The sequence below is a fragment of the Lacinutrix jangbogonensis genome (assembly GCF_000797445.1).
Lineage (GTDB): Bacteria > Bacteroidota > Bacteroidia > Flavobacteriales > Flavobacteriaceae > Lacinutrix > Lacinutrix jangbogonensis.
On the sequence record NZ_JSWF01000014.1, the window covers coordinates 156,443 to 169,777 of the forward strand.

Sequence of the window (13,335 nt, forward strand, 5' to 3'; positions counted from 1 at the left end):
TTTATTGATTTTTTGAATGTCTGTAATGGACATTCTCTAAGTCTTTAGATATCAAGAAGCATTCCATTCGCTAGGGTTACTGTTCCAAGCAGACAAAGTTTCTAATTGATCTTCGTTAATATAGTTTGTTTCAGCAGCTTCTATAAGTAAGTTTTCATAATTACTTAAAGTATGTAGTTTAATGTTTTCGCTTTCAAAATTGGTTTTTGCAACTTCAAAACCATAAGTAAAAATAGCAATCATACCTTTTACATTTATATTGGCTTCTTTTAATGCTTTTACAGCATTAAGACTGCTCTTTCCTGTGCTAATAAGATCTTCTATTACCACAACATTTTGTCCGCCTTCTATAAAACCTTCAATTTGATTTTGGCGACCATGACCTTTTGCTTCTGGTCTTACGTAAATAAAAGGTAAGCCTAAATATTCGGCAACTAACATACCAATGCCTATTGCTCCTGTTGCAACGCCAGCAATGGCATCTGGTTTACCATATTCTCTTTCTATAAATTTTGCCATTTCTTCACGAACATAATTTCGTATTGGAGGAAAGGATAAAATAATACGATTATCGCAATATATTGGAGAATTCCATCCAGAAGCCCAAGTAAAGGGGTCTTTAGGACTTAATTTAATAGCGTTAATTTGTAATAATATCTTAGCGGCTTGTCTAGCGATGTGTTTGTCGATAATCATATTCGCAAAAATAAGCAATAATTTAATTTTATATGCTTACTTATTGAGCTAAAAATTATTTTTTTAGTTGATCTAAAGTAAAATAAATATAATATTTTTACAAAAGATAACTATTTGCTATACTCCAAAAGATGCATCACATTTTTGTAAACAACAAACCCATCATTTTAACAACTTTAGTTGAAAAGGAAACGGACTTTAAAAACTTCCTTCTTAAAGATGTAAATATGGATCAGGCTTTAAAAGTCTTGAGTAATAAAAAAATTAAATCGATTAGATTTATACATCACACCGAAAAGAATATTTTAAAAAAATTTTTAAGGAAATTACCTAATGTAATTGCTGGAGGTGGTAAAGTTTATAATAAGCAAAAGGAGATATTGTTTATCTACAGAAACAATAAATGGGATTTGCCAAAAGGTAAAGCTGAGAAAAAAGAATCTATAGAAAATACTGCTCTCCGAGAAGTAGAGGAAGAAACTGGCGTTTCTGGGTTGCAAATTGTTAAACCATTAGAAACGACCTATCATATTTTTAGGAGAAACGAGAAGTTTAAAATTAAAATCACGCATTGGTTTGAAATGACAACCGGTTTTAATGGCGAATTATTACCTCAAGAAGAAGAAGGTATTACTAAAGTAGAATGGCTTAATCATGAAAAGGCTAATCAAGCATTATCAAATTCTTATGCCAACATCAAACGCTTGCTTAATGATGATCTGCAATGAATTTCTATTTTAATACTCTGTAAATAGGATATTGTAAATGTGCTTTTTCATAATTTTCACTATGTTTATGTAACCAAGCTAGTTGTTGGTACCAGTTTTTAGCAAAGCCTTCGTTTTTCTCTTTTTTAGATTCGAATTCAGTTTTTAATTTTGGATTACTATTTAATAACTCTAAAGCTTTGTCTTCCCAAACATAAGCCGAAAAACCTTCTTTTTGCTGCAGTATAGTATCGAAAAAATTCCAATTAAAGAATGAGTCTGGTGCTCGAGGTTCTAAAGTTGCCATGATATATCTAAAATTGGGTTGACTGGTATAAACTATGTAATCTCCTTTTTTAAATGTTATTGTTTTTTCTTCTGAAGAAACCGAAGTATTAAAATGCAGGTAATGTCCTTCATAAGGATTTCTATTGCTTTTGTAATCTTCAATTTTATAACTTTCTACTGTTAGTAAGGAGTCTTTTTCTAGCTGAAGCATTTCAGTGTTATTCAATTTTAATAAGTCAATAATAGTATACCAACCTTGAGGGATAATGTAAGCTTTTGGTATGGTAACTTTATCGATTCCTTTAAAATAGTTCTGATAAATCACTTCTTTCTCAAAAGGCTTTTGCTGATTGTATTTTAAGCGTTCTTTACCAGTAATGGCACTCGTTACTGTTTCACCTTCATAGCCTTTAAAGTTTAATTTTGAGCTTTTTAAAGTATCTATTGCCCAATTTAAAGCATAAGTCTGCTGTGCTATTAATTTGTTGTTAGCTTCATTTCGAAGTTGTTTTATTTTTTCACCATCTCTTTCTGTTATTTCAATCATACTTTGCATGAGCTCGTATGTGCCTTCAACACGCTGTTTATATGGTTTAAGCATGTGCGTTTCTACCATCATTCCTAGAGTATTAAATAGTGTGGTATAACCTGTAGAATAGCGCGGAGAGTCTTTAAATTGAGCGAATCCGTTGTCAGGAGTTTTGTTATATACGTTGACATAGGGTGTAATATTCCATTTTTTATCAACTAATTTTTGTTCTAGATCAGGCATCATCTTAGTATGTAAATATTCGCCTAAATCACCGCCAAGTTTATTGTGTTGTGTAAATAAATGTGTTAAAGTATATTGGTAATCTGCACCATTACTAACATGGTTGTCTATAAAAACATCTGGTTGTACTAAATGAAAAATTTCTGTAAAAGCTCTAGCGTTTTTGGTGTCGCATTTAATAAAATCCCTGTTTAAATCGTAATTTCTTGCATTCCCTCTAAAACCATATTCTTTGGGTCCATTTTGGTTGGTTCTTGTTGTAGAATTTCTATTTAAACTTCCTCCAATATTATAAATAGGAATAGTAACAATTACTGTACTGTCTGGGACTTTAATTTTACCTTGGGCTATATCGCGATAAAGCATCATAGTTGCATCGATTCCATCACTTTCTCCTGGATGAATACCATTGTTTATTAAAAGAATACGTTTGTTTTTTCTAATATCAGAGAAATTAAAGTTTTCGTCTTTATTAAAGCTTACAATATGAAGCGGGTTTCCAGAATCTGTGTCTCCAATAGAATCTATTGCTATTGAAGCATATTCTTGAGATAGGTTTCTGTAATACTGAATAGTTTCGGCATAAGTTGCCGTTTCTAAACCATTAGATTTTTCGAAAATAGTTGTGAAATCAAAATCTTTTTTTGAATACAACTAAAACTGAAAAGCACAAGAAGTAGCGTAAGTATTTTATTCATTATAAGTAATTTAATAGTCGAAGTTCAAGCAAATATAGGAATTGCAAGTTTGTGTATCTATTAATTAAGCGTACTTTTGCAGCTTCAAAAATAGATAATGACAGAGTTTATAAGAAAGATAGTGCCAAATGCAAAGGATGATGTTTTAGCCGGAATCACCGTGTCTTTAGCAATGATTCCTGAGGTTGTAGCCTTTGCTTTTGTTGCGCAAATAGATCCATTAATGGCCTTATCTGGTGCATTTATTATTGGAATAATTACTGCAATTTTTGGAGGTAGACCAGGTTTAATTTCTGGAGCTGCGGGAGCTGTTGCTGTTATTTTTGTTAGCATGATTGCCGATGGCCACACGAAAGGAATGTTAATGGATGTGCCCATTGAAAACATGGGATTTTTCTACCTTATGGCCTGTGTTGTGTTAATGGGGATCATACAAATTTTTGCAGGCGTTTTTAAATTGGGTCGTTTTGTACGTTTAATTCCGCATCCCGTGATGATGGGTTTTGTTAACGGTTTGTCCATTGTTATTTTTATGGCACAGGTAAAAATGTTTTCACATAAATCTTTAAACGTTTCTTCTGCAGGTGTAAAAGAGTATATAAGTACATATATGCAAGGAGGAGAATTATATACTATGATTGGGTTGGTATTATTAACAATGGGAATAATCTGGAGTTTACCTAAAATCACTAAAAAAATACCTGCTGCATTAACTGCCATTTTAGTAACTAGCCTTATTGTTATTGGTTTTAATATGGACGTTTCTACGGTTGGATCTTATATAGTTGAAGGTGGAGGAACAGGATTAAAAGGAGAATTCCCTACGCCAAATATGGAGCTATGGGAGAAATTACCATTCAATATTGATACACTTAAATTTATAGCCTTGCCTGCGTTTTTAGCAGCATCGGTAGGATTAATAGAATCTTTAATGACTATGAATCTTGTTGATGAGTTAACAGAAACGAGAGGGAACGGTAATAGAGAATGTGTGGCTCAAGGCGCTGGAAATATAGTCTCTGGTTTGTTTGGTGGGACTGGAGGTTGTGGAATGATTGGTCAAACCGTTATCAATATTAATGCTGGAGGACGAGGAAGATTATCTGGAATCATGATGGCTGTTACTTTATTGTCTTTTATCTTATTTGCAGATAAATTAATAGAAATGGTTCCAATTGCAGCTTTAGTTGGTGTAATGTTTATGATGGTTATTGAAACCTTTGCTTGGTCGAGCTTTAGGATTTTAAAGAAAATACCAATGTCTGATGCTATTGTACTTATTACGGTGTCTCTAGTTACAGTTTTTGTAGATTTAGCAGTTGCAGTGTTTGTAGGTGTAATAATTTCTGCTTTAGTTTTTGCATGGGAAAATGCAAAGAAAATTAGAGCTAGAAAACGTTTTAAAGATGATGGTACTTTGGTTTACGAAATTTGGGGTCCATTATTTTTTGGAAGTATTCAGGCATTCAATGATAAATTTGATGCTAAAAATGATCCTGAAAAAATTGAAATTGATTTTGTAGAATCTAGAATAAGCGATCATTCTGCTTTAGAAGCTATTTCTAATTTAGTCGAAAAATATGAAGTTGAAGGTAAAAGTATTAAGCTTAAACACTTAAGTGAAGATTGTAAAATATTGATGTATAAAGCAAATCCGAAATTTAGAGATGTTATTGTTGAAGATATAGACGACCCAAGATATCACTTAGCAGCAAACCCGGAAGAGTTCCCAAAACCTCTTTCTGAATATAAATTCTAATAAAAAAGCTCCAATGGAGCCTTTTTTATTAGATATAGTTTTGTTGATTTACTCTCACGCTATCAGGAACCAACTTCGTGTAATCACCATTATTTTTAATGACTTCTCTAACAATAGAAGAGGAAATATAAGAAGTGCTTGCAGCTGTTAATAAAAACACAGTTTCTATAGGAGCTAAATCTCTGTTGGTATGTGCAATTGCTTTTTCAAATTCAAAATCTGCAGGGTTTCTTAAACCACGAAGAATAAAATCTATTCCTAATTCTTGGCAAAAATGTACAGTTAAACCTTTATAACTTACTACTTTTATTCTTGGTTCGTCTTTAAAAGCTTCCTTTATAAAATCCATCCGTTCTTCTAAAGAGAACATATATTTTTTTGAAGAATTTACACCAATAGCGACTATAACTTCATCAAATAAGGTAACTCCTCGTTTAATAATATCGTAGTGGCCAGATGTTATAGGGTCGAAAGATCCCGGGAAAAGTGCGCGTTTCATAGTTGTAGTTTTTTTATTTCAGTTTCAATATAATTAATTTTTAAACACTTTAGATTACTGATTACTGATTACTGATTACTGATTACTGATTACTGATTACTGATTACTGATTACTACCTCAAAGCCTCGTCAATTGCGCTTTCAAACAATTCAGCTACTGTAATGCCAGCTTCAGTAGCTTGTTGAGGCAAAATGCTTTCGTTTGTTAAACCAGGAACAGTATTTATTTCTATTAGGTGTGGTTCTCCATTTTTAAATATAAATTCGCTTCTAGTAAAGCCTTTCATTTTTAAAACGTTGTAAATCTTTTTTGCAACGGCATTTACTTTTTCTTCTTGTGTATTAGATAATCTTGCAGGTGTAATTTCTTGAGACTTACCAAGGTATTTGGCTTCGTAATCGAAAAAGTCGTTCTCACTTACAATTTCTGTAATTGGTAATACTTTGGTTTTGCCTTGATAAGTAATAACGCCAACCGAAACTTCCATTCCATCTAGAAAAGATTCTATAATAATCTCATCGTCCTCTTTAAAAGAATTATCTATTGCAGCTTGTAGGGCTTCCTTTTTATGCACTTTAGATATCCCAAAACTACTACCAGCTTTATTGGCTTTTACAAAACAAGGCAAGCCTACTTTTGCAATAATGTCATCTTCTAGTATTATATCACCTAAATTAAGGTAATAGCTTTCTGCGCTTAATATCCCGTAAGGTTTTAGCACGCTTAAACAATCACGTTTATTAAACGTCAATCCTGCTTGATAGGCATTGCAACTTGTTTGTGGCATGCTAATAAGTTTAAAATAAGACTGCATAAAACCATCTTCCCCAGGTGAGCCATGTATAGCATTAAAAACACAATCGAATGTGATTTTAGTTTTATTTACTAAAACAGAAAAATCGTTTTTATCGATTGGAAATTCTAAGTCATTACCATCTACAAAAACCCATTCGTCTTTAAAAACATGAATACGGTAAGCATTAAACCTGTTTTTGTTTAAGCTGTTGTAAACAACGTTTCCGCTTTTTAAAGAAATTTGGTATTCGCTAGAATAACCACCCATTATTATGGCAATATTTTTTCTCACAACACTATTTTTGTCATTTCCATGAGGACGGAAATCTGATTAATATTTACAATATCTTTATTTTTGTCTTCAGATTGCGCTAAAAACAATCTTCAACGGTAATCTTAAAACCGTTAATCCTCGTATAATTTAAATAAAGCAAACTAATAAGCTTCAAATTTATTTGTTTAGCTAAAATATCATTTATTTTATAGCAAACGAAAACCTTTTTGTTTTTATATATTTGCCATTCAGATTTTAACAATAATTAAACATGAGTATTCTTAAATTTCTAACGAGTAAAACGTTTTTTAAACAACTTGGTTTAGCCACGGTATCTGTAATAATATTATGTTTCATAATTTTTAAATGGCTTAATTTTACTACTAATCATGGAGATTTTGAAACAGTACCAAATTTAAGAGGAAAGTCTATTGATGTTGCGAAAATGGAATTAGACGAGAATAACTTAGTTATGGAAATTCAGGATTCTGCTAATTTTAATCCGGATTACCCTAAATACTCAGTAATAGAACAAGATCCTCCTGCAGGAGAAAATGTAAAAGAAAACCGAAAAATATACTTAACGCTTAATCCTTCAGGGTATAGAAAAATTCCTGTGCCAAATATTATCAACCGTACATTTCGCCAAGCGAGACCTACTTTAGAATCATTAAATTTCGAAATAGGTAAGAAAACGTTCGTAGATAACATTGGAAAAGATGAAGTGTTAAGTCTACGTTTTGAAGGAAAGGTTTTAAAACCTGGGACTTTACTACCAAAACACTCTAAAATAGATGTTGTTTTAGGAAATGGTAATCGTCCTAACTAAATTTTAAATGGATAAATATACACCACAATTACCAGAACAAAATGAAGCTGGAGAAACACTTTACGAGCATCATGCATTTACTGTAGATAAAGGGCAATCGCCTTTACGTATTGATAAATGGCTCATGAATAAAGTAGAAAATGCTACTAGAAATAAAATTCAAGCGGCAGCAAAAGATGGAAACATTTATGTAAATGATCTATCTGTTAAGTCTAATTATAAGGTTAAACCTTTAGATAAAATTCGTGTATTATTATCGCATCCTCCTTTTGAGAATTTATTGGTTGGTGAAGACATGCCTTTAGATATTGTTTACGAAGACGAGACACTTTTGGTAGTTAATAAGCCATCAGGAATAGTAGTGCATCCAGGGCATGGAAACTATTCTGGAACGTTGATTAATGGTTTAATTTTTCACTTTGAGAATTTACCTAAAAATTCAAGCGATAGACCAGGTTTAGTGCATAGAATAGATAAAGATACTAGCGGATTGTTAGTGGTAGCCAAAACCGAAAAGGCAATGGCTCATTTATCTAAACAGTTTAAAGATAAAACGAGTGAACGCGAGTATGTTGCTATTGTTTGGGGAAATATGAATGAAGACGAAGGTACCATAGAAGGTAACATTGGTCGTCATCCTAAAAACCGACTACAGAATACGGTGTTTTTTGATGATGATGCAGATAAAGGAAGGCATGCAGTAACGCATTTTAAAGTTATTGAGCGTTTAACGTATGTTACGTTAGTGACTTGTAAACTTGAAACTGGTAGAACACACCAAATTCGTGTACACATGAAACACATTGGGCATACACTTTTTAACGATGAACGTTATGGAGGTGAGCGTATTTTAAAAGGAACGACATTTACAAAATACAAGCAATTTGTAGATAATTGTTTTAAAATATTACCGCGTCAAGCGCTTCATGCAAAAACTTTAGGTTTTGTGCATCCTGAAACTGATGAATTTATGCGTTTTGAAGCACCTGTGCCAAAAGATATGCAAGAGTGTATCGAGAAGTGGAGAGGTTATAGTACGCATTTGGATTCTTAGTTTAACGTTCTTTAAAGGTCAGGGCTTTAAGGCTCGATATCAAAAATGAGTTCAAGCAAACCTGTCAATCCTTAACGCAAATTCAATTTCAGAAACAACATCAATAACGAATTTTGGATTCGTTATTTTTAGATACAGAATTCAAGAATTTTTAATTAATAAAGTATATTCAATCAGTATCAATAGATTATTATAAACGTATAAAATAAATCTTTGTTAACACTACTTTAAAAACCTTCATAGTATTGTAAATTCGTAACCTAACATGATGAGATTTCCGTCTTCACGGAAATGAAAATAAATTTTTAATGAAACTAGTACTATCTCCAGCAAAATCTTTAGATTTTAAAAGCGAATTGCCAACAACAAAAGCCACAGAAGCTCAGTTTTTGCCGCAGTCATTACGTTTAAATAAAGTGCTTAAAAAGAAATCTGCTAAAGGTCTTTCTAAATTAATGCATGTCAGCGATGCCTTGGGACAATTAAATTACGAACGTAATCAAGAGTGGCAATTACCATTTACAAAAGACAATGCAAGGCAAGCTATTTACGCCTTTAGTGGTGATGTTTATAGAGGTTTGGATGCTTATACTATTCCGAAGGAAAAAATAGATGTTTTAGAAGACAAAGTAAGAATCCTTTCTGGTTTGTATGGTGTACTTAAACCATTAGATTTAATGCAAGCATATAGGCTTGAAATGGGAACAAAACTGCCGGTTGGAACAAAAAAGAATCTTTACGAATTCTGGGAAAAAGATATCGTGAGTGTTTTAAATGAAGAATTAGAAGACGGTGAAATTTTTGTAAACCTAGCAAGTAAAGAATATTTTAAAGCAATAGATGTAAAAGCATTAAAAGTGCCAGTTGTTACAATTGATTTCAAGGAGTTTAAAGATGGTAAATATAAAATCATAGCTATTTTTGCTAAATTGGCTAGAGGCTTAATGGCAAGATATATTGTAGACACAAATGCGAATACAATTGACGATTTAAAAGGATTTACGGCACAAGGTTATGGTTTAAGCGATGAGCTGTCAAGCGAAAACCATTTGGTGTTTACACGATAGTTATTTCGTATTACAAGGTTTTTTGTATATATTATATTTAACGTTTTAACTAAATTTAATTAATGTTTTATTACTTAACAATAGCTTTACAAGGATTTTGTATTTATCATTTAATAAAGAATAGGAACCAATATTATTGGATTTTTCTAATCCTATTTATTCCAGTAATTGGCTCTATAATTTATCTTGTTACTCAGGTTTATAATAAGCGTGACGCTGATGTTATAAAAGAAAACCTAACCTCGGTTTTAATTCCTACAAAAAAGGTTAAAGATTTAGAGAAAAAGCTTCAGTTTTCAGAGACGTTTCAAAACAGATTGGACGTAGCAGACGCGTTTTTCGAAATTAAAGATTATAGCAATGCTATTACCCATTATGAAGTCGCTTTAAAAGATGAAACTCAAAATAATTATTTCATATTAGAGCAATTGATAGCATCTTACTATAATTTGAAAGATTATAATAAAACCATTGTTTACGCTGAAAAGCTAATGAGTTATCCTGAATTTAAGCAATCGAAATCAGAATTTATTTATGGATTGGCCTTAGATAAAACAGGTGATTATGAAGCTGCCGAAAAACATCTAAAATCTATAGATCAACGGTATTCTAATTATAGCGAACGTCTAGTATTGGCTAATTTTTTTATAGCAAAAGAAAAGGGTGATGAAGCAATAGAGATTCTAAACGAAATTGCTATTGAATCTCAGCACATGACAAAGCTCAACAAACGAAAGTATAGAGAAACTATTAGTGAAGTAGAAAAGCTATTAAAGAGTTTGTAATTTGTCATTCCTACGCAAGTAAGAACCTCTTTTTAAACATAGTAGTGTAGTTACTTGTCGAGAAAATGAACAAAGAATAAGTGTTTCCGGAACCTTAAAAGAAAAATAATCTAAAAAAGATTCTTGTTTTCGCAGGAAAAATATGTTTAAACACATTCATCCATACCAGCCTTTCATAAAAAACGACACTAAAAAACTAATTGTCGGTACGTTACCACCTCCAAGATTTACTACAGGGAATCTATTAGAAAAAGATGTGAATTTCTGTTACGGAAGTTATTATAATAGTTTGTGGTTGTTTATAGAGAAAATTCATAACCTCAATTTACGTTACGACCATTCTAGTGAAGCCATAATGCAGCGACAAAACTTCTTAATTAAACACCAAATTGGTGTTTGCGATATTGTAGAAAGCTGCGAGCGAGAAAAAGTAGATGCCTCAGATATAGGTATGCAAAATATTAAGCTTCGCGATATCGTTAGCTATTTAAAGAACTATCCAAGTATTGAAACTATTTTATTTATTGGCGGAAAATCTAAAAATGGTCCAGAGTACTTTTTTAGAAAACATATAAAAAATTATAATATAAAGCTAGAATTGGTGTCAAATGAAACGCCAAGAATACATCAATTTGAATTACACTGTCATTCCGCATCTTTCAACAACGTTAAAGATAAACTTCACAAAGAACCTGATAGTAAAAAAGTTAGAAAAATTAAAACAGTCTCATTAACATCGTCTTCTGGAGCAGCCAACATTTCTATTGGTAGTAATCCTTTTTATAAACAACTGAAAGCGAGTAATCCCAAATTTAACACGTTCGCTTTTAGAGTTCTTCAGTATAGCGAGTATTTGTAGTTTTCTAAGATTTTTTAAGCTGTTTGCTGATTTTTTTAATAGCCGATTCTATAGATTTTTCTGGTTCAATAATATTGTATTCTCCCCAAAATTCTGGATCTGCAAAACCAGAGGCTTCATCTGCTAAAATAGTATTAGGTTTTAATCTGTTTTTAGGCTTATTAACAAAAGTACTGGTGTTTTTATCCCAATCTGTAATTGCCATTTCACTTTGTAAAGTATAGCGGCTATTAAATAATTTATTGTCCCATTTAACTTTAAAAGACAATTCAATATTGCTATAACCAAAGTGCCATTTTCCATTTTTCACTCTGTAATTAACACGGTAGGAAGCTCTAGTAGGATATACAGTAGCTTTACGTGGTTTCTTTTTTACAAATAATTTACTGGCTTGCTTTCTATTACTAACATTAAGATTATAAACAGCACTTGTTAAGGCATAGTTTTCTGCATCTATATATAGTTTACCAAAATACATTGGTCTTGTAATATTATCTTTTTGTTTAAAATGTACTACAAAAATGAGTTTGTTATTTATTTGTGTCGATTTATTAAAACTAAAAGTATAATCGTCTATATCGTCTGCATTAAAAATATACTCAGGATATTTAATTATATCTGTGTGTAAAGTACTAAATGGGCCTCCTTGTAATTTTAATGCTAAAGTGTCTAATCGAGAGTAATCTGTGTTTTTTCTAGCTTTAATAAGTTTGATTGCATCTTTTCTATTTGAAACATAAGGGTATTTGTAGATTTTTAAAACGGCCTCAGAAAGCGATGCGTTTTTATTTCGTTTTTTAATAGTTTCTCTGTAGAAACTCGTCATTACCGTTTCTGTATTTAAGTAGTTGTCAGCTTTTAAATTCAATGTTTTTTTTACGAGAGTTTCTGCGTCTTTAGGTGCGTTAATGTCTACTTGAGCGAGCACAGTTGCCGCAATAATTAGTTTTATTTTGGTATTCCTTTTTTTTAATGTTATTAATGGAATTTGTAGTTTTTTATACCCTAAATACGATACTAAAACAGCTTTGTCTAGATGCTTATTTGGGACTTTTAGTATAAACTCGCCTTCACTGTTTGTTATAGTGCTAATGTTTGTGCCAATAACTAATAAGTCGGCCAATGCTAACGCTTTATTAGAATCCGTATCAATAACTTTTCCTTTGAATTCTTGGCTGTTTTGAGCATAAGTTATGCTTTGAAAGCTCGTAAAAAGGAGTGTCAATAAGAGGGCGTAAAAAAGGCTCTGTCTATTATTTTTAATTGCAGATGTCATAACAACGATATTTTATACTATAATGCTTAAAGTTAAGCATAAAGCCTGTTTAATGGTCGCCAATTCTGTTAAATAAGTAGTTTACCATATCACATCTGTAAGCCAGGTAGCCGCGTCTTGCAAATAGCTAATGTAATTACAAGGTTCTACATGTGTTAACCCAGTTGCAATTACTAATGTTGTGTTGCTGCCAGAAAGAGAAGTGTCGTTTACCCAAGTTTGAGTATTCTCTAGCGGAAATAAGGTGTCATTTTCTCCGTGAATGACATAAGTTGGCGTTGGTATTATTCGAGCTGTATTGTCTGGGTTATAAGAGCCATAAGCACTAGCCATTGGGATACCCGCAGAAAAGATATTGGAGTAATTTTCACTATACCACCAAGCACCATTGCCACCATCGCTATAACCATTAACAACAACTTTGTTGGTGTCTACAGGTAAATAATCACTTGCTAAATCTACAAGCGTAATTATTTGTCTTTGGTTATAAGGTTCAAACCATTGTAATCCTCTGTTATTAGGGCTTATTATTATAGCGTCTAAAGCTTCGAAACCTGGTTCGGCATAGCAAGCTGTGTTTTTATGAGCATTACTATCACCTCCAGAAAAACCATGTAATGTAATTATTAGAGGTCTGTTGTTATTTGTTAAGTCTACATTAGGCATGATGACTCTAAATTCCCAAAAAGCGTTATCGACACCAATTAAGGAAACATCGTTAATACCAGTTGAAAATGTTAAACTGTTAAAGTCGTTTTGAACATCTGCAAAAGTTCTTGCAGGAAGAGCGTTACTGTCGTCACTATCACTGCAGCTATAAATTAGTGTAAAAAGTAATAGGCACGCCAAAAGGTGTTTTAAAGTTTTCATAGTTTTTTTTATTAAAAATAGTAAAAAATCGTAGGGTAATACTACTTTAGTTAAATCAATATTAAAAGTTATAGATATTAATTTTAGTTTTAAAAAGAGAGTATCT

The 13,335-nt window shown here is 31.9% G+C and carries 13 protein-coding genes; 7 read left to right on the plus strand and 6 right to left on the minus strand.

The window, feature by feature from the left end; translation table 11 throughout:
* Window positions 1–51: 51 nt before the first annotated feature.
* Window positions 52–696 carry an orotate phosphoribosyltransferase gene (gene pyrE, locus RH82_RS01370; protein WP_034057435.1) on the minus strand — a complete coding sequence of 215 codons (645 nt, stop codon included), beginning with the start codon at window positions 694–696 and terminating at the stop codon, window positions 52–54.
* A gap of 131 nt (window positions 697–827) precedes the next feature.
* On the opposite strand from pyrE, the gene RH82_RS01375 reads away from it, so the two are divergent.
* Window positions 828–1,424 (plus strand): NUDIX hydrolase, encoded by a 597-nt coding sequence (locus RH82_RS01375; RefSeq protein WP_034057437.1) that lies wholly within the window; start codon window positions 828–830, stop codon window positions 1,422–1,424.
* 4 nt (window positions 1,425–1,428) lie between these two features.
* Here the strand turns inward: RH82_RS01375 and RH82_RS01380 are convergent, their stop codons facing one another.
* A complete protein-coding gene (locus tag RH82_RS01380; protein WP_156112383.1) occupies window positions 1,429–3,117 on the minus strand; it encodes a M14 family metallopeptidase in 1,689 nt (562 codons plus the stop codon).
* Window positions 3,118–3,258: 141 nt separating this feature from the next.
* Between RH82_RS01380 and RH82_RS01385 the strand changes: the two genes are divergently transcribed.
* Complete coding sequence (locus RH82_RS01385) at window positions 3,259–4,920, plus strand: SulP family inorganic anion transporter (protein WP_034057438.1); 1,662 nt, start codon at window positions 3,259–3,261, stop codon at window positions 4,918–4,920.
* Between the two features lie 28 nt (window positions 4,921–4,948).
* Here RH82_RS01385 and coaD read toward each other — a convergent pair whose 3' ends face one another.
* Together coaD and RH82_RS01395 are read right to left on the minus strand one after the other, a co-directional pair.
* Window positions 4,949–5,419 carry a pantetheine-phosphate adenylyltransferase gene (coaD, locus tag RH82_RS01390; RefSeq protein ID WP_034057440.1) on the minus strand — a complete coding sequence of 157 codons (471 nt, stop codon included), beginning with the start codon at window positions 5,417–5,419 and terminating at the stop codon, window positions 4,949–4,951.
* A 113-nt stretch (window positions 5,420–5,532) separates the two neighbouring features.
* On the minus strand, window positions 5,533–6,507 hold the full coding sequence (locus tag RH82_RS01395; RefSeq protein WP_034057442.1) for a D-alanine--D-alanine ligase: 975 nt from the start codon (window positions 6,505–6,507) through the stop codon (window positions 5,533–5,535).
* A 253-nt stretch (window positions 6,508–6,760) separates the two neighbouring features.
* On the opposite strand from RH82_RS01395, the gene RH82_RS01400 reads away from it, so the two are divergent.
* The 5 genes from RH82_RS01400 to RH82_RS01420 all read left to right on the plus strand — a co-directional run bounded on the left by RH82_RS01400 (window position 6,761) and on the right by RH82_RS01420 (window position 11,083).
* Window positions 6,761–7,318: a PASTA domain-containing protein gene (locus RH82_RS01400; RefSeq protein ID WP_034057443.1), complete on the plus strand. Its 558-nt coding sequence runs from the start codon at window positions 6,761–6,763 to the stop codon at window positions 7,316–7,318.
* 7 nt (window positions 7,319–7,325) lie between these two features.
* A complete protein-coding gene (locus tag RH82_RS01405) occupies window positions 7,326–8,372 on the plus strand; it encodes an RluA family pseudouridine synthase (RefSeq protein WP_034057445.1) in 1,047 nt (348 codons plus the stop codon).
* A gap of 308 nt (window positions 8,373–8,680) precedes the next feature.
* Window positions 8,681–9,439 (plus strand): peroxide stress protein YaaA, encoded by a 759-nt coding sequence (gene yaaA, locus RH82_RS01410; RefSeq protein ID WP_034057447.1) that lies wholly within the window; start codon window positions 8,681–8,683, stop codon window positions 9,437–9,439.
* A gap of 62 nt (window positions 9,440–9,501) precedes the next feature.
* Window positions 9,502–10,224: a CDC27 family protein gene (locus RH82_RS01415; protein ID WP_034057449.1), complete on the plus strand. Its 723-nt coding sequence runs from the start codon at window positions 9,502–9,504 to the stop codon at window positions 10,222–10,224.
* Window positions 10,225–10,366: 142 nt separating this feature from the next.
* Window positions 10,367–11,083: a uracil-DNA glycosylase family protein gene (locus tag RH82_RS01420; protein ID WP_034057450.1), complete on the plus strand. Its 717-nt coding sequence runs from the start codon at window positions 10,367–10,369 to the stop codon at window positions 11,081–11,083.
* A 4-nt stretch (window positions 11,084–11,087) separates the two neighbouring features.
* Here RH82_RS01420 and RH82_RS01425 read toward each other — a convergent pair whose 3' ends face one another.
* Both RH82_RS01425 and RH82_RS01430 read right to left on the minus strand, forming a co-directional pair.
* Window positions 11,088–12,359, minus strand: coding sequence for a carboxypeptidase-like regulatory domain-containing protein (locus RH82_RS01425; protein ID WP_034057451.1), 1,272 nt, complete (start codon window positions 12,357–12,359; stop codon window positions 11,088–11,090).
* 81 nt (window positions 12,360–12,440) lie between these two features.
* The gene (locus RH82_RS01430; protein ID WP_034057453.1) at window positions 12,441–13,229 is read right to left on the minus strand and encodes a dienelactone hydrolase family protein; all 789 of its coding nucleotides are present in this window, start codon (window positions 13,227–13,229) and stop codon (window positions 12,441–12,443) included.
* Window positions 13,230–13,335: the final 106 nt, after the last annotated feature.

Excerpts from the sequence above, each read along its gene's own strand:
- RH82_RS01405 (WP_034057445.1), top strand. The coding sequence starts at position 7,326 with ATGGATAAATATACACCACAATTACCAGAACAAAATGAAGCTGGAGAA.
- pyrE (WP_034057435.1), bottom strand. The coding sequence starts at position 696 with ATGATTATCGACAAACACATCGCTAGACAAGCCGCTAAGATATTATTA.
- coaD (WP_034057440.1), bottom strand. The coding sequence starts at position 5,419 with ATGAAACGCGCACTTTTCCCGGGATCTTTCGACCCTATAACATCTGGC.
- yaaA (WP_034057447.1), top strand. The coding sequence starts at position 8,681 with ATGAAACTAGTACTATCTCCAGCAAAATCTTTAGATTTTAAAAGCGAA.
- RH82_RS01375 (WP_034057437.1), top strand. The coding sequence starts at position 828 with ATGCATCACATTTTTGTAAACAACAAACCCATCATTTTAACAACTTTA.
- RH82_RS01425 (WP_034057451.1), bottom strand. The coding sequence starts at position 12,359 with ATGACATCTGCAATTAAAAATAATAGACAGAGCCTTTTTTACGCCCTC.
- RH82_RS01430 (WP_034057453.1), bottom strand. The coding sequence starts at position 13,229 with ATGAAAACTTTAAAACACCTTTTGGCGTGCCTATTACTTTTTACACTA.
- RH82_RS01420 (WP_034057450.1), top strand. The coding sequence starts at position 10,367 with ATGTTTAAACACATTCATCCATACCAGCCTTTCATAAAAAACGACACT.
- RH82_RS01400 (WP_034057443.1), top strand. The coding sequence starts at position 6,761 with ATGAGTATTCTTAAATTTCTAACGAGTAAAACGTTTTTTAAACAACTT.
- RH82_RS01415 (WP_034057449.1), top strand. The coding sequence starts at position 9,502 with ATGTTTTATTACTTAACAATAGCTTTACAAGGATTTTGTATTTATCAT.
- RH82_RS01385 (WP_034057438.1), top strand. The coding sequence starts at position 3,259 with ATGACAGAGTTTATAAGAAAGATAGTGCCAAATGCAAAGGATGATGTT.